Origin of the sequence: Sphingobacterium sp. JUb56, from assembly GCF_014191365.1 — a bacterium.
In the GTDB taxonomy this organism is placed as follows: domain Bacteria; phylum Bacteroidota; class Bacteroidia; order Sphingobacteriales; family Sphingobacteriaceae; genus Sphingobacterium; species Sphingobacterium anhuiense.
In genome coordinates, this window is the sequence record NZ_JACHWL010000003.1 from 128189 (window position 1) to 145973 (window position 17785).

Genomic DNA, 17785 nt, shown 5'->3' on the forward strand with positions numbered 1-17785 from the left:
GATGTTTTTGTTACTTCGTAACTAGTCACTGTGTTACTTCGTAACTAGTCACTGTGTTACTTAAAAAAACTACGTCACTAAAAAAGAAAATAATTTATAAAAATAGAATGAGCAATATCGTACATGTGATTTTATCGGGTGGAGTGGGTAGCCGCTTATGGCCACTGTCGCGTAAAAGTTTTCCTAAACAATACCTTTCCTTGTTTAAAGAAGGATCTTTGTTTGAGATGACTGTCAACCGTAATCGGGATTTATGTAACCAGGTTATTGTTGTGGGGAATAAAGATAATAATCAATTAAGCCGAGAAGTTATGGAGAATGGCGGGGTGGAGTATATTGATATCGTGGAGTCTACTCCTCGTAATACAGCTGCAGCGATTGCATTTGCTGCATTTGCGGCTAATGCCGATGATATTTTGGTTGTTACTCCTTCAGATCATGTTATTGTGGGCGACGAAAGCTACAATAAGGCTATTCAAGAAGGAATTGAAAAGGCAAACCAAGGATATATTGTTACTTTTGGAATTCAGGCAACTAAGCCGGAGACGGGTTATGGTTATATTGAATATAAAGGTGATCAGGTACTGTCTTTTCGTGAGAAACCTAATAAAGAAACGGCAGAAGATTTTATTGAAAGGGGTAATTTCTTATGGAACTCAGGTATGTTCTGTTTTCGTGCGGACACGTTATTGCACGAACTGCAACAGTTTGAGCCCCGGGTTTATGCAACAGCATTAGCCGCATGGCAACATAAGAAAGATGGTATTTTAGATGAAACATTATCCAAGGAGATTCCATCGATCAGTATTGATTATGCTGTGATGGAGCGTTCCAAAAAAATTCGCGTTGTGGCAACACACTTTAACTGGTCTGATCTGGGTTCATTTGAATCGATGTATGATTATCTGAAACATACGGGACATCCTACGGATGAAAATGGTAATATGGTCATCGGAACAGATATTTACAGCGCCTTTGTTGGTTTGAGAAACACAATCTTGGTGTATACCAAAGATGCAATTTTGGTGCTGCAAAAAGAAAGCTCTCAGGACGTGAAGAAAATCTACAATACGCTGGAAAGACACCAGTCCAAACTGATCGATTAAAAATATACGACAAACTGAAGAGCGTGATGTGTTTTTTGTAAGATTGCGTTTTATTAAAAACATACGGCTTTTTATATGGCTGCATGAATGGGAATCTACTAGTATGTGGATTCCCATTTTTTTCTGTTTTAATATTCGAACTAGTATTTGATCAGCATGTTGTTGTCATAAGAAATAAAAAGAGGTTGAATTTGTGGTCAGCTATCATTAGATAAAAGTGTAACTCCCACAATTCTTTATATTAAGATGCGTTTAAATTATGAAAGCGTTATTTTAAATTAAGGTCAATTAAAAAAATTTCAGATATTACAATTATATTTGAGCATGTGCTATAAATTTTATAAAGTAACTCTTCTAATTTCGTTTATCTGTTTTTCTTTTTCATCATGTATGAAGAAGAATTTATATACGGGTGAAAAGAATCCTCCGAATGATGAAAATCTTCCGCCAAATAATGAATCTAGCAAACCAGGCTATCTTTATCCCTTTTCAAAAGAGATAAGTGGGGCCGAGGCTGAAATTACCATAAATCTGGCATCGGTTCCACAAGGCATGAAAGATCTAGACATTAGCTTACCTCCTTTGAAATATAACAAGAGCTTATTATTTATGTTAACCCAGGACGATTGTAAACAATCTGCGTTCAGTATGACTTGGGCTGCTATCAATGGAAAGCCGATTGATGTTTCCGACCCGAATAAAAAATACTATTATGATGTAGAAAATTTAGAGGCAGGGGATTTACCGCCATCGGCTTATACGTTAGGTAAGACATTAGGTAGCACGGATGGATTTGGTAATGAGGTTAGGTTTCATTTTACAACTACACTTGCACCACAATGGGATTTTATGCGAGCACCAGCCACTGTAAATCCTGGATATAAACAAAACTTTTTTCGTTTCTACATGAAGGCTGGACTGCGCTGGAATAATGTGCGGGAAATCTTAAATACGGGCAATGGAATTGCATTCCATGACTTAAATACCTTGGCCCTTGATCATGTTGATTCACTGGTTAAACATTTTGCGAATGCCCAAAAGATTACACAGCAATCCTTGGATGGTAGAGGTGTTAAATTTTTTGCCGAACCTAATGGAGATAAGCGCTATCTCACTGCTGCAATGCGCGATCCTGATATGGAGACCATGGTCGCACAGACCGGAGCAACAAAGCTTATTCCTTATCAGGTCCATTCCGACCTCAATAAAATGACATTTTCACGTGTATTTGTTAATCATAGTTCTGAGGTGAAGAATTTAGTAATTAACGAACTTGCCGTTGATCCGCAGCAACGTGCCGCCATTCATATTGGCGTACATGAAACAGATCACGAATGGGCACAATTTCTAGTGTGGCTAAATGATAGCTATGGACAAGAAGGTGCTGATGTCCTTTGGTTTCCTTCACAGGAAGAGTATTATGAATATAATTATTATAGACAGCATGCCGATGTGCAGATTAACAGAGTTGGAACTTTGATAAAAATAAAGGTGAAATTTCCAAATCGAAAGAATTTCTATTTTCCAGCTTTGACCTTAAATATACCGGGATTAAAAAAGAGCATGATCGCATCAATCTCCTCCAATGAGCAGGTAACAGGATTAACTTATGGCGATTTTGCGGATGGTTTGAGTATAAATTTAGATTGTCGAAAATTTTTATACGATCATGCAGACTATTATGTCAAACGCTATCTCTCCAAAAGAACAAAAACCAATCTGGAAGATGCACGTTATCATACTGGAGCATTAAAGGAAAGTGTGCAAAAAAGAGATTTACTTAAGTTGTTGGAGTAATCGCATTATTAGTATAAAATTTATAATAGCGGTAAAAGTTTCTCTTTTTAAGATGTTGAGGTTTCATTATATAACTTATTTTCCAGTAAAAGACTGACTGAAAAAAAAATGGAGTGCGATTGATGTCAATATCACCTCCAGTTTGTAGCTATACAGCTACAAATTTGTAGTTGTATAGCTACACCTCCCAAATAATTGTTCAATATCTTTTTTTTTAAATGTATGTATCTAAAATTAGTTCTATTTTTGTCCTAAATAGGTTGAAGTTAAGTGTTTCTCATTAGAGGATCAGTTATCTGGATCACATTTATTATTAGCTGTTAGCCTGTTTATATTAATCTACTCTATTATGTATAAAGGAAAAAGATTTAATTTCTTTTTAATTAACCTTGTTGCTCTTTCTGTCTTTGCAGCAAGTTGTTCTAAAGTGAAAGACTTGTATGAAGAACCAGAAGCGGGCTCTTCAACATTATTTCCTGATGGGGCTAAGATCCCAGCGGATTTTAACTGGAATTCTTCTAAAGCCATGGACTTTCGTGTAGCTGTCGAAGATAAGTTTTCAGGTCAGTATTTTTATCGGATTGAAATTTTTGATAACGATCCTCTTTTAGGAAGTGGAGCAAATTTATTGGCTGCGGGACAAGCAAAACAGGGGCAAGATTTTACCGGCAAATTAATGATGCCTACCATGTCACAGTATCTTTATCTGAGAGAAACTTCACCTCTAGGTATTGCCTCTGTAACGATGTTAGCTGTTGATGCGGCAAAGAACACCATCAATTTAACACCTGCTACTACATCAAACGCAAATAAGGCAAGCGTCGTACGTGCGTCTGGAAATTCAAATATTCCAAATGCGAAAGCTGCTTCAGCAAATGCAGCGGCAGCTCCTGCAGTGGTGGTTCCTAATGATGCAATTGAGATCAGTGGAAACAGTAACGTATCTGTAGTTGCCAATAAATCATATGTCATCAAATCTGGAGTAACTTTTACAGGTAAGATCGATGCGAATAACGGAACAAGTAATGTAAAGATTTATGTTCAGGGCACATGGAAAAATCCGAGCTATGAGTTAAATCTTGGTGACAATAATAATTTGACCATTACACAGACAGGATCCCTTAACCTCATCAATGTGACACAGAATACCACAGGTGGCTTTGTCAATTACGGGACGGCTTCTTTGTCTAAGATGGAAACAAGAAATAACGCCTTATATGTCAATTACGGTATTTTAAACGCGGACCAAGCAGATATTACCAATGGCAGTTTTACTAACTATGGTGTAGCAACTATTCAAAACTTAAGTAGTACGACTAATGGTACAGTAATTAGAAATGAAGGTACGCTTACAGTAAAAAATGCAACGTTAACCAATGCGATACTGGAAGCGGTTTGCCATACAACGATTGAATCACTGACTACAAATGGTGCTAAGATATCGGTATCATCAGGTTCACTCTTGAGTCTTGATAAATTGGATGCAGGTGGTACAGCATTTACTTTAGCGGGTGCTGCGATTTTAGATGTAAAAAGTTTAGCTAAATTTAACAGTCAGGCAAGTACCATGACAGGCCCTTCATCTGGCCAGGCTGTCGCTCGTCTTAAGAAGGTTGATGTAAACAATCAACATATGGCGATTACTTATTCTGGTAATTTAGAGGTTGCTAGTTCAGATCATACTGCAAATGGACAATGGAACACTTATTACGTGATCAATAGTCCTGCAAAATTGGTTGCTTATGACAAATCAACAGTCGTTATCGCAGGTACATCCTGTAATGCTGGTGGAAATAATGCAACAGGTGGTAATCCGTCAGATCAGACTATTACAGAAGTTAATTTAGGGCCATACTCTTATATCTTCGAAGATAAGTGGCCTTCACAGGGAGATTACGATATGAATGATTGTGTGCTGGATATGAATGTGACGAAATTTCAAAATACGGCAAATAAAGTAACAAAAGTAACTTTAAAAGCTAAATTGCGTTCCATTGGAGCTTCAATACGTTTTTCTTCAGCAGTACAGCTGGATGGTGTTCAGACTTCAAATGTAAAATCAGTCACTTATTCCCGTAAAGATCTTATAGGTACAGCATTACCGCTAGGTTCAAATGGTACGGAATCTGGTCAGACGTATGCTGTTCTTCCTCTTTGGGATGATGCGCATAAAGCTTTTGGCGTCTCAGATACACGTTTTATATCGACGCAGGATGGTCAGTACAGTCCTATTGAAGTGGTCGTTACGATCGAGTTTAATACTCCTCTGGATAACTTTACATATGCAACTTTGAATACTTTTATTATTAATTTCAGCCAAAATTTAGGCGGCAGAAATGAAGTGCATCTCGTGGGATATGCACCGACAGATAAAATAAATAAAAGTTTGATCTCGCGTGAAACGGGTAAATTTTTATCCGCAACAGATCCATTTAAAAATCTATATAATGAGCCTTTTGCACTATCTGTGCCGGTATCATTTAAATATCCTGCAGAAGGAAAAAGTATAAAAACAGTATTCCCATTATTTGAAAATTGGGCACGTAACGGCGGAATTCAGAATAAAGATTGGTATTTAAATAAATAACATAATTAAGATAAAATTCCGTATATTATTCATTAAGTACTCCCGGTCATCTGGAGTACTTAATTTTTTTGAGCTAAAATATTTTTAAGCAATAACGTTTGATATATATTTTCGCATTAATACTTTTATATGCTAAATGATTCATGAAAAAGAAGATCGTAATAATTGATGATAAACCGGCTATAGGTCAATTAATAACATTATATTTAAATGCTGATTATGATTTTCGTTTTTTTCCAAATGCGATTGATGCTTATAATTGGCTTAAAGAAGGCAATAACGTAGATTTGATACTATCTGACTACACGATGCCCGAAATGAATGGTTATGAATTTTTGGTCATGGTTAAGCAAAATGAATTTTTAAAAGATATTCCTGTTATTATCCTTTCTGGTGAGGACAATACCAATACCCGTATCAATTTGCTAGAAGCAGGGGCTGAGGATTTCATATTAAAACCCTTTAATCCGCTAGAATTAAAACTCAGAATTAAAAAAGCATTAAAATAATGCCATTATACAGCGATTATATTTACTTTGGTAATAGTTTGCAAAATTTTGACTATTTCAAACTTCAGGTGCTTGATACACTGGGAGTAGAGTTAAAGTATTTCAGCTCTTTCGAAAGTATGGATCAGTATTTTCAAGACCATCGTGGGCAATTTCTTTCTGTTATCTTTTACGAGCAGAGTTCAAGTTTGATGGCCGATTTACGTCAATTGACCAAACTAAACTCTTATGGGAAAGAAACGCTTCTATTTTTGGTGGGTAATGGTTTTACTTTGCTGGAAAAGAAATCGTATCTGGAAGCTGGAGTGACCAATACCATCAGTCCCAATGCAAGCAAAGATGTATTTCAATCGATCAAAAAATATATCCATCTCTATTTTGAAGCCGCTGCACAATCCGAAAGGTTTAACGCATCAGCATCTTCCTTTCCTAAACTTCGCATTCCAATAGGTAAGCGGCTTTTCGATATTGCCGTTTCTTCTTTATTGATTTTAATGTTATCTCCAATACTCATTACAGCCTATTTGGCGATTATTATTGAAAGTAAGGGACCCGCTGTATATCGCTCCAAACGTATCGGAGCAGGATATTACATGTTTGATTTTTATAAATTCAGATCCATGTATGCCGATGCTGATAAGCGCCTCAAAGAATATATGATGCATAATCAATATGCAAAACAAGAGGTTGCTATTGCAAGCAACTCCCAATCCTATGCCAATGCGGAAGTTCCACAATTTACAATCGATGAACTAAGACATGTATTGATCGATGATCATACTGTGGTTAAAGGGGCCGATATTGGTGGAAAACAGAAGAAAGCAGCTTTCTTTAAACTGGAGAAAGATCCGCGTGTTACAAAAGTAGGGCGTATCCTGCGAAAATATAGTATCGACGAATTGCCACAATTGTTCAATACGCTTTTTGGTGATATGTCCATTGTGGGCAATAGGCCACTTCCACTTTACGAAGCTGAAATGTTGACAACAGATGATAGTGTTGAGCGCTTTATGGCCCCTGCCGGCATTACAGGATTGTGGCAGGTAGAGAAAAGAGGTGATAACGGTAGTATGTCAGATCAGGAGCGTATTCAACTTGATATTGATTATGCTAAAAACTATTCCGTATGGATGGATGTTAAAATACTGTTTAAAACATTCTCTGCTTTTATCCAAAAAGCGGATGTATAATAGTTACACTGATAAATAATTATTTCAATGAATAGAATATATAGCAGGTTTTTTTTGTTGTTTCTGTTGACATGCATGGGTATATTATCTAAAGCCCAATCCACAATGGATCAATTGGATATGGTTGATTTTACAAAGTTAACGCTTCCTCGATTAGAAACGCTTTATGAAAATGCGAGAAAAAGCCCTGGCGTTGAAATGTATGAAGCAAAAATGGAATCGCAGGAGAACCAATTGATCACCGAAAAGCGGAGCTGGTTGAAATATTTTCGAGTCGGTGGCTCTTGGCAATATGGTAATATTGCCATCAATTCTGCTTTTACAAACGAATATACCCCATTATTCTATCAGTCGTCCGGCGTAACACAGAGTTCTTACTATGGTACTGTGGGATTGAGTATTCCTATGGATGACCTATTTGACCGAGGCAATAAAATTAAAAGGCAGAAAATGGAGAAGCGTTTTACGCAATTAGAACTGGATAAATGGTTCGATGAGCAACGCATCCGTATTGTCAATTCTTATACTAAGGTGAGAACAGCGCTTTCCACGCTGAGGAAGAAAATCGAAGACTATAATATTGCTTTGGCAAATTATAAAATCACAGAGAATGAATTTAAATCCGGAAATGCAAATATCAGTGATCTCAATACGGCCAAAAAATTGGAGACCGAGGCTTATGAGATTTTGAAAACCAACGAGTCCATTATAACCAATGAAATTCTTACATTAGAGATTTTAAGCAAGACCAAAATAATCAGCCAATAACAATATGAATATTTTCCATTATATTTTCCGGGCCATATTTAGAATTAAATGGTGGCTATTGATTTTACCGTTGGCATTTGCTTTTCTGGCAATATACATGACCCAGAATCTGGATAGACAGTATAAGACCGATATTACTATTTATACAGGAGTCATATCGAGCTACGGGAGTGATCCGGGAGAGTCTAATGCTTCACAGGACTGGAATGTTCTGAATAATTCGATCCAGAATATCATTAATACCATCAATTCTAAAGAAACGATCAAGCGTCTTTCTTTACAGCTGTATGCCCGTCTCATGATCCATGGAGATCCTGATCGTGACAATGTTTATATTTCTTCCAAACATTATAAAGAACTGCTTGCCATTACGCCGAAAGATGTACGTGTTTTAATTGATAAAAGTTCAGAAGAAAATACGGTGAGAAATCTGGAGAAATATGAAAAGGCAGATCGTGATAACTTTGTTTATGGCTTGTTTAATTGGAACCACCCTTATTTCAGTTATGGTTCCCTTCGCGAAAATATCAAGATCAGTAGAATTGACAATAGTGATATTTTACAGATCAACTATCAGGCGAATGATCCTGGAGTTGCTTACCAGACATTAGAAATCTTGAGCAAAGTATTTGCCATAGAATATACCAATCTCCAGTTTGGAAGTACAAATAATGTTATTCGTTATTTTGAGGCCGAGCTTGCGCGTATCGGAAGTGAATTGAGAGGGCAGGAAGATTCGCTTACCAATTATAATGTTGCTAACCGTGTTATCAATTATGATAAGCAAACTGAGGCGATAGCATTACTCGACAAGGAATATGAATTGCGCCATCAAGATGTATTATTTGTTTTCAATAGCTCACAGGCTGCACTGAAGCAACTTGAATCGGGTATGGATGCCAATATGAGAGCGATTCGTAATAATACGGAATTTTTGTCCCGTATGAATCAGATCGCGGATATCAATTACAATATTTCAAAAATTCAGACACTTCATGCTGATTCCCTTCAACAAAAGCAGGGGGCGGATCTTAAAGTGCTTTCTAAAGAATTGGACGAAAAAGAAAAAGGATTTAGAACATTTATGGATCAATATACCGAGCAGAAGTATACCAAGAATGGCTATCCTAATTCCAAATATGTGGAGCAGTGGGTTGAAGAACTGCTTAAATTTAAAAGATCTGAAGCGGAATTAAATGTAGCACGCGATTTTAAACAAGAATTAGATCACAAATATACCCAATACTCACCGATCGGCTCGGTTCTCAAACGTAAGGAAAGAGGGATCTCTTTCACAGAGCAATCTTATTTATCAATTTTATCGAGTTTAAATGCTGCGCGTCTAAGGTTAAAAAGTTTAGAAATGAACTCTGCAACTCTTAAGGTCATTAATCCGGCAAGTTTTCCATTAAATGCACTTCCTTACGGGCGTAAGATGATCGTTATTGCTGTCTTTTTAGGCACTATAGCGTTTATTTTAGGGATACTGCTTATTCTTGAACTGTTTGATCGGACTTTACGCGATAAAACGCGAACCGAGCGGATTACTAAAGGAAAGGTTGTCGCTGCATTTCCAAAAGCTAGAAAAGGTAAAAATAATAAATATATTGAAGAAAGGTCAACCCATGTTTTAGCGAATAGACTTTATGGTTTTTATCAAGGCGATGCTGACGTTAATTTTATTAATGTAATTAAATTTTCATCAACTTTGGATACAGGAAAGCTTACTGATCTTTTAATGCAATATTGGGAGAGTCTTGGGCTAAACATATATGCTTATAAAGAGGGGCGCGATTTTACTGCGGATTCCAGAGCATATTTGGTTGATCAAGGTTGGATAAATCAATTAGCTCCCTATGATATTTCACTAGTAAAACATGGCTCAATGGCATTGATGGCAGTTCCTTCTTTATTTTTAGAAAAAGCCATGGTCAATTTACTTGTTTTACCTGCAGATAATATCTGGAAAACGGAAGATGAATTATTATTTTCAGATCTCCTCGAACGATCCGCAGGTACACCTACTGTCATCTGTTTAATGAATGCAGAAAAATATGTTGTAGAAGAATTTACAGGCATGTTACCTCCTTTTACATTTTTACGCCGCTTAGAATATCAATTGGCTAATTTTGGTTTGACATCCATGGGTAAATAAAATTGGAGCAATATGATGCCATCAGATTACAACAAAACGTCATCAATTTTTACCAAGCATCATTTGCTCCTGCTGTTACTTATATTGGGAGGCATAATCGGTGTATACCTGTTCGTATTTGCTGGAGTAGCAATGGGTATATTGTTTTTCTTATTACCCCTACTTTTTTTGTTAGTCATTTATTGTCTTTCTTCACCGATTAGCTGTTTTTTCCTCTTATATATTGCCTCTTTCCTGGTCATGGGAGTAGGGCGGTATGTTATTTTACCGTTGCCTGCGGGGGTTATATTGGACCTGCTGATCTTATTCAATTTTCTCTGCCTAAGTCTTCATTATATTCGTGGTAACCCGCTGGGAAAACTTTATTACAACCCATTTCTGTTCATCTCCATGTTATGGATGATTTTTTGTCTCTTGGAGATTATCAATCCCATGTCCACGTTTGCCAACTGGATTACTACAGTGAGAAGTATCGGTATGCACATCGTTTTCTTTCAATTATTGGTCTTCCTATGTCTGGACAATCTGGAGAAATTAAGGATATTTTTTGGTTTATGGGGTATTTTGATTCTATTAGGGGCATTAAAAGCGATCGGTCAAAAATACATTGGTTTAGATCGTTTTGAGTCTACCTGGTTGTATACATTTGGCGCCCATACCCATGTCATCTATAGCGGCATCCGCTATTTTTCATTCTTTACCGATGCAGCCAATTTTGGCTGTCATATGGGGTTAGGTATTGTTGTTTTTACAATTTTAGCCTTTTACGAAAAGAATGCTAATCGACGTATTTTCTGTATTACCGTTGCGCTTTTAGCTGTTTATGGCCTTATGATTTCCGGTACCCGGGCGGCAATGGCAGTGCCATTTGTCGGTTTTGCATTTTTTATAATCTTGGTGAAAGAGTGGAAATGGATCATTCTGGGTGTTTCCTTGTTGGTGCTTGCGTTTTCATTTTTTAATCTTACCACCATTGGTAATAGCAATGCCGATATCCGCCGTATGCGGACTGCATTCTCCTTTTCTGATGATGCGTCATTTAATGTCAGGTTGGAAAACCAGAAAAAAATGCGAAGCTTTATGAGCGATCATCCTTTTGGTATTGGTCTAGGGGGCTCCAAACATGCTAATCAGGGAGACGTTATGCACGGCATTGCAACAGATTCTTCTTTTGTGTTTATCTGGGTAGAAACCGGCATTATAGGTTTGATCCTTTATATCCTGATGTGTCTTACCATATTAAGTTTCGGTACATACTACGTCCTGTTTGTGCTTAAAGACAATCGTATAAAATCAATAGCGGCAGCTTCTACCGCCGGACTTGCCGGCATTATGGTCGCCGGATATGCCAATGAAGTGCTCCATCAGATGCCTACCGGACAGACCGTCTATATTTTGATGGGTATCATCATGCTATCTCCCGTTATTGATAAAAAGTTATCTTATGGCATCTCAACTGTTTAGACTTTCTTTTATTACCGTCAATTACAACGGCTTGGCAGATAGCCGTGCGCTTTTACAGCGCATTAATAGCATTTCTTTTTCTTTCCTTTTTGAAGTCATTGTTATTGATAACGGTTCAGCTCAAGATGAATTTGCTTTATTGAAGGCAGAGTTTCCTTTTATCACAGGCTGTTACAGCTCGGTTAATCTTGGTTTTGCAGGGGGTAATAATGTCGGTATACGCATGGCCCAGGGCGATTTTTTGTATTTTATAAATAACGATACTCTCCTTCCTATGGAAGCCGATGCGCAAATTTTGGCTATGCTTGCTTTCTTTGAGCAAAATCCCGAAGTCGGAGGTATTACCCCCAAAATTAAATATGTGGATCCTGCCGATATGATCCAATTTGCAGGTTGTACACCATTGTCCAAAATTACATTGCGCAATGAGCAGATCGGTTATCGGGAGTTTGACAAAGGGCAATATAACCGCAATCTCCAAATTCCTTACCTGCATGGTGCGGCAATGTTGTTGCCTCGTGATGTGGTCGATCAGATCGGTCTGATGCCCGAAGCATATTTTTTATATTACGAAGAGCTTGACTGGTGTTGCCAGATTACAAAACGTTATCAGCTGTATTACTTCGCCGAAGCCTGTATCTATCATAAAGAAAGTGCATCCACAGGTATTGATTCCCCTTTTAAGACTTTCTATCTGACACGGAATAGATTGCTGTTTGCCTACCGCAATTCCAGTGGCGTGACTAGGATTTTGTCCCTTGTCTATCTGCTGCTGATCGCAAATACATCAAAAATGTGTAGCTTTATGCTTAATGGGAAATGGAAGCATATCCATTCAATGTGGTCCGCGACCCGCGCTGCCTTTAAGCTGTTTAAATCAAATTAACTGGGACTATGGAATTCTTACTGCATATTGTTGAGGGAATATTTTTTGTTCCATTTATCATCTGGATCATCTATTTTTTTGTGTTTTCCATAGGCTATCGTATTCCTAGAAAACAGGTTTTTAAACCCGTTTCCATACAGCATCGATTTTTAGTTATTTTTCCGGCTTACAAAGAAGATGCTGTTATTGTGGAAAGCATTCGTTCTTTCCTTAAACAAGATTATCCGTCATCTCTGTATGAGATAGTGGTTGTTGCCGATAGCATGCAGGATGATACCAATGCTGCTTTGCGACATCTGGGAGCTACGGTACTTATTCCAAAATATGAGCATCGATCCAAAGCCGCCGCACTTAATCTTGCTATTAGCGCCACGCAGGATAAGCAGTTCGATGCCGTTGTTATTTTGGATGCCGATAATTTGGTTTACCCCGATTTTCTACAGCAGGTTAATCGAAGCTTTGCCTCAGGTTGCAAAGCAATACAGGCACACCGTATCGCTAAAAATGCTAATACGGATACGGCCTATTTGGACGGTATCAGTGAAGAGATCAACAATTCGATCTTTCGGAAAGGCCATGTCAATCTGGGACTCCCGGCGGCATTGACCGGTTCGGGAATGCTGTTTGAAATCAATTGGTTTAAGCAGGTTATGCCCAAAATTAGTTCGATGGGAGAAGATAAAGAATTGGAATATCACCTCCTTTTAGATGGAATTTTCACCACTTATTTGGAAGAGGTATATGTGCTGGATGAGAAAGTACAGAACCGAAAAGATCTTTCCAATCAAAGGAAAAGGTGGATAGCCGCACAAATCGATACATTTTTGCTTACTTTTAAGAATATAGGTACTATTTTTCGCACGCGCAATTGGCCCATGCTGGATAAACTAGTACAGTGGTCCATTCCTCCGCGTATTATTTTACTGGGCTTTATTCCCCTCTGGATTTTCATTCTCTATATATTGGCGCCAATATTGATGTATAAATGGTTTGTGCTTTATATCTTATTTCTTATAGCACTTTGTTTAGCTGTTCCAGATCGATATTACAATAAGCGAACATTAATATCCTTTTTAAAACTACCGTTTATTTTTATGGCTATCTTGCGTAGTTTTATGGGTATTAAATCAGGGCGTACCACTTTTGTTCATACACCACATGGCGAAAAAAAAGAAGATTATAGTAATTGAGGCACAACGGATATTCCGAAGAAATAAGCATGGGATGGACTTTGTCGCTTTGGAAATGATTCGGAGCTTACAGCAGTTAGATCGGTTTAATCAGTATATTATTGCAGTCGGTCCCGGAGAAGACCATTGTCTATCAGCAACAGAAAACTTCCGCATTGTTGTATTGGAAAGCTCTAATTATCTGGTATGGGAACAGGTGTTATTGCCCCGTCTACTTAAAAAAGAGCAGGCCCATCTTTTACACTGTACGTCAAATACAGCGCCTTTGTGCATGCATATCCCACTTGTACTGACCCTTCATGATATCATCTTTATGGAAAAGAAGATCGGGAGCAATACTTCGATGTACCAGAATCTGGGTCGTATCTACAGACGTTGGATCGTTCCTAAAGTGCTAAAAAAGGTGCACAAGGTGATTACGGTATCGGATTATGAACAGCACAATATTAAGGCTGCTTTTCCGCAGTTAAGTCAGCATATCATAACCGTTTATAATGGTGTTAGCCCGCGGTTTCGGCAACTCATCAGTTTTTCCGATTCCCGGTTTTCAGCGTTGGAAAATCGAAGTTATTGGCTTCTTTTGGGAAATACAGATCCTAAAAAGAATCTTAAAAACACATTGCGCGCCTATGCCTATTATCTGCAGGAGAGTGCCTTTAAGAAGAAAATGCTACTGGCAGATCTGGATGAGGAGCATCTGGATCAGCTGCTTACCGAGCTGGATTTACATGCCATAAAAGATTACCTCATTGTAGAAGAGTATATTGCCCATGATCTTCTGGTCGAATTATATAATAAGGCTTTCGCATTTTTATATCCCTCCATTCGGGAAAGTTTTGGTTTACCGCTTTTGGAAGCGATGGCCTGTGGCACACCTGTCATTACTTCCAATACTTCCGCGATACCGGAAGTCGCTCAAGATGCGGTTGTTTATATTGATCCCAATGATATCAGGTCCATTGGCGACGGCATGTTAAAGCTGGAAAAAGATGCTATATTATACGATACTTTAATTGGCAAAGGATTCGTGAGAAGTGCACAGTTTGACTGGAATCAAACAGCGGCAAAGACATTGGATATTTATGAAGCAGTACATCTATCAAAATAAATCATTAAAACGATTGGTTCATTGGCTCATTATGAGTCCAGTACGGACACGGCCACGCTGGTACGTACGTATGCTGCAGTTCCTGTATGTCAAAAGAGGCCGTGGCTCTGTGATTTACAGCAGTGTCCGCCGCGATCTTGTTCCATTTCGTCAATGTTCCTTAGGAGTACGTTCGGTGGTTGAGTCCTTTTCTGTACTCAACAATGCCGTTGGCGATCTTTTTATTGGCGACCATACGCGAATAGGTATCGGTAATACGATCATAGGTCCTGTTACAATTGGAAACGAGGTTAATATTGGACAGCATGTACTCATTTCGGGGCTGAATCATAATTATGAAGATATCCAGACTACTATTGCATCGCAGGGAGTTACTGTTGCACCGGTATCTATTGGCGATGATGTATGGATCGGTGGAAATGTGGTTATTCTATCTGGAATCAGTATCGGTCAGCATGCCATAATCGGCGCAGGCTCTGTTGTCACCAAAGATATTCCTGCCTATAGCGTAGCTGTAGGCAATCCCGCTAGAGTGGTTAAAGTGTATGATTTTCAATTAAACAGTTGGATTAAAGTATGAAAAACCAACCCTTGATCAGCATCATTATGCCTGTTTATAATACAGAAAAGTACGTCGACGAGGCTATTCATAGTATTATGCAGCAAGACTTTCATAATTTCGAGTTATTGCTCATCAATGATGGATCAAGTGATGGCAGTGGGGTTATATTGGAACAGTGGGCTGTTCAGGACGAGCGGGTGCATCTTTTTTTTCAAGAAAATCAGGGGCTTTCTGCAACAAGAAATAAAGGGCTTTCCTATGCCAAAGGAAAGTATGTCTATTTTATGGATAGTGACGATAAGTTGCGTCCAGATACGTTGTCTTCTTGTATCGACTATTGCGAAAGCAGCAATCTGGATTTTGTGTATTTCGATGCAACGGTTTTTGGAGAAGAAGCTGATGCTAAACTTTTAGCGGGATTCAATTATGCAAGAACGTACACAATTCCCTATGATGTGAGTACCGGACCTGTTGCTGTCGCAGGCCAATTGGAGAGGCGAGAGTTTTTTTCATCTGCCTGTATGGTATTGATCAAGAAAGAACTGCTCGATCAGCATGGTTTGAAATTTGAAGTCGGTCTTCTTCACGAAGATGAACTGTTTACCATGTTACTATATCTTCAGGCTGCACGCGTCGCATATTTGCCTGAAAAGTACTTTTTAAGACGTGTACGTCCCGATTCCATCATGACCAGCAGTCTAAGACTGTTTAATATACAATGTTATTTTAAGATTGCCGAATACCTCTCCGATTTTGCGCATAGGCAGCATCAGCACAAAAATACAGTAGACCATTATTTAAAAAATATGTTAAATGCTGCTGTCTGGAAAGCACATGTATTGCCCTTTGCCGATCGCTGTAAAATTTTATATACAGTACTTAAAAATTGGAGGAGCTACGTGCAGATTCGGTCACTGCAGGTGCTCATGTTTAAGAATTATTTTTCCGAAAAATGAATGATCTAAGGAAACAGCTGTTATCGGGAGTGTTTTTTACGGCAGTGGCCAAATATGCCAATCTGGTCATTTCTTTATTGGTGACAGCGGTATTGGCGCGCTTGCTTGCGCCCGATCAATTTGGGGTGGTCGCTATCGCAACCGTCGCCATCGCTTTTCTCAATCTTATCGCCGATATTGGATTGTCGGCAACAGTCATACAGCACAAAGATCTGGACCGCAATGCGCTCAGTGCTTTATTTTCGCTTTCGGTCTATATTGCCTTGATCCTTGCTCTGATCTTCTTTTTCTGTGCCGGAGTATTTGCCGACTGGTATGATCAACCTATCCTTCGGCCCATCTGCCAGTTGCTCGCGATTAGCTTATTTCTTTCCGGCATCACAGTCGTACCTAATGCCTTATTTTTTAGAGAACGTATGTTTAAGGCTATTGCCCTGCGCAGTCTTATTATACAGTTGGTAGGCGGGGCTGTTTCTATAGTTGCCGCTTTCAATGGTATGGGCGTATATGCGTTGCTGGTCAATCCGATATTTTCATCTTTACTTATCTTTGTGATCTCCTATGCGCGATTTCCCTTAAAATTCACGTTCAGGTTCTCGCTGCAGCCACTGCGGCATATTTTTTCCTATTCGCTCTATCAATTTTTATTCAATATCATTAATTACTTCAGCCGTAATGCGGATACGCTGTTAATTGGTAAATACCTGGGCATGGTACCCTTAGGTTATTATGATAAATCATACCGGCTGATGTCACTCCCCTTGCAAAATATTACCCAGGTCATCACACCGGTTATCCATCCGATTTTGAGTTTGCATGGTCAAGATCGGCAATATTTAAATCGCGTAAACTTGAAACTGGTTAGTTTCCTCGCTTTAATCGGATTTCCACTGTCCGTTTTCCTGTATTTTTCTTCCGCAGAGCTTATCCTATTATTTTTCGGTGCGCAATGGGAACTTGCGATCCCTGCATTTAAAATATTAAGCTTGAGTGTCGGTATTCAATTGATATTATCTTCGTCGGGTTCTATCTTTCAAACTGCCGGCGATACCCGGAGTTTATTTATCTGCGGCCTGTTTTCTGCAGTTGTGAATGTGACCGGTATCCTTTTAGGAGTATTTCATTTCGGAAGTATTGAAGCGGTAGCACAATGTCTTCTTATTACCTTTACGATCAATTTTATCCAGACCTATTGGCTCATGTATAGCGTCATCTTTAAAGAAAGTATACTTGTGTTTGCAGCATGTCTGTGGAAACCTCTTTTGTTTTCCGGGATATTAGCTGTCCTGTTATATGGTACAAATTCAGTTTGCACTTCAGAGCATCAACTTTATAATTTCATGTTCAAAAGCTTGGTATTTATTCCTTCTTTTGCGCTATTGGTCTGGTTTGGAGGTTATAAGGCCGATATCATGCAGTTTGTCAACAGAAAAAAAAATAAGAACTAAATTATTGACTATTTAATAGCAATTTTTATCTATTTTTTTGTAATTTCTTCGAGCCATTT

General features: G+C 38.4%; 14 protein-coding genes. All 14 read left to right on the top strand.

The features are described 5' to 3' along the window. The first annotated feature begins 107 nt into the window (after window positions 1-107). The 14 genes from FHR29_RS24830 (at window position 108) to FHR29_RS24895 (ending at window position 17726) form a co-directional block, all read left to right on the top strand. Entirely contained in the window at window positions 108-1106 is a 999-nt protein-coding gene (locus FHR29_RS24830) for a mannose-1-phosphate guanylyltransferase (RefSeq protein ID WP_183917974.1), read from the top strand. A gap of 390 nt (window positions 1107-1496) precedes the next feature. Next, complete coding sequence (locus FHR29_RS24835; protein WP_221197947.1) at window positions 1497-2903, top strand: hypothetical protein; 1407 nt, start codon at window positions 1497-1499, stop codon at window positions 2901-2903. A gap of 349 nt (window positions 2904-3252) precedes the next feature. Beyond that, window positions 3253-5490, top strand: a complete 2238-nt coding sequence (locus FHR29_RS24840) for an LruC domain-containing protein (protein ID WP_183917978.1) — start codon at window positions 3253-3255, stop codon at window positions 5488-5490. A 143-nt stretch (window positions 5491-5633) separates the two neighbouring features. Beyond that, window positions 5634-5999: a PleD family two-component system response regulator gene (locus FHR29_RS24845; RefSeq protein WP_132844235.1), complete on the top strand. Its 366-nt coding sequence runs from the start codon at window positions 5634-5636 to the stop codon at window positions 5997-5999. After that, window positions 5999-7189, top strand: a complete 1191-nt coding sequence (locus FHR29_RS24850) for a sugar transferase (protein WP_183917980.1) — start codon at window positions 5999-6001, stop codon at window positions 7187-7189. Before FHR29_RS24845 ends, FHR29_RS24850 begins: the two co-directional genes overlap by 1 nt. A gap of 27 nt (window positions 7190-7216) precedes the next feature. After that, complete coding sequence (locus FHR29_RS24855; RefSeq protein WP_132844231.1) at window positions 7217-7957, top strand: TolC family protein; 741 nt, start codon at window positions 7217-7219, stop codon at window positions 7955-7957. Between the two features lie 4 nt (window positions 7958-7961). Next, window positions 7962-10112, top strand: a complete 2151-nt coding sequence (locus FHR29_RS24860; RefSeq protein WP_183917982.1) for a hypothetical protein — start codon at window positions 7962-7964, stop codon at window positions 10110-10112. Between the two features lie 12 nt (window positions 10113-10124). Next, complete coding sequence (locus FHR29_RS24865) at window positions 10125-11576, top strand: O-antigen ligase (RefSeq protein WP_183917984.1); 1452 nt, start codon at window positions 10125-10127, stop codon at window positions 11574-11576. Next, window positions 11557-12462 carry a glycosyltransferase family 2 protein gene (locus FHR29_RS24870; RefSeq protein ID WP_183917986.1) on the top strand — a complete coding sequence of 302 codons (906 nt, stop codon included), beginning with the start codon at window positions 11557-11559 and terminating at the stop codon, window positions 12460-12462. The genes FHR29_RS24865 and FHR29_RS24870 overlap by 20 nt, the downstream gene beginning before the upstream one ends. Window positions 12463-12470: 8 nt before the next feature. Continuing rightward, window positions 12471-13652 carry a glycosyltransferase family 2 protein gene (locus FHR29_RS24875; RefSeq protein ID WP_183917988.1) on the top strand — a complete coding sequence of 394 codons (1182 nt, stop codon included), beginning with the start codon at window positions 12471-12473 and terminating at the stop codon, window positions 13650-13652. Continuing rightward, window positions 13621-14760, top strand: a complete 1140-nt coding sequence (locus FHR29_RS24880) for a glycosyltransferase family 1 protein (protein ID WP_183917990.1) — start codon at window positions 13621-13623, stop codon at window positions 14758-14760. The genes FHR29_RS24875 and FHR29_RS24880 overlap by 32 nt, the downstream gene beginning before the upstream one ends. Further along, window positions 14735-15340 (top strand): DapH/DapD/GlmU-related protein, encoded by a 606-nt coding sequence (locus tag FHR29_RS24885; RefSeq protein WP_183917992.1) that lies wholly within the window; start codon window positions 14735-14737, stop codon window positions 15338-15340. Before FHR29_RS24880 ends, FHR29_RS24885 begins: the two co-directional genes overlap by 26 nt. Then, window positions 15337-16278, top strand: a complete 942-nt coding sequence (locus FHR29_RS24890) for a glycosyltransferase (protein WP_183917994.1) — start codon at window positions 15337-15339, stop codon at window positions 16276-16278. The genes FHR29_RS24885 and FHR29_RS24890 overlap by 4 nt, the downstream gene beginning before the upstream one ends. Further along, window positions 16275-17726 carry a lipopolysaccharide biosynthesis protein gene (locus FHR29_RS24895; RefSeq protein WP_183917996.1) on the top strand — a complete coding sequence of 484 codons (1452 nt, stop codon included), beginning with the start codon at window positions 16275-16277 and terminating at the stop codon, window positions 17724-17726. The genes FHR29_RS24890 and FHR29_RS24895 overlap by 4 nt, the downstream gene beginning before the upstream one ends. The last annotated feature ends 59 nt before the right edge of the window (window positions 17727-17785 follow it).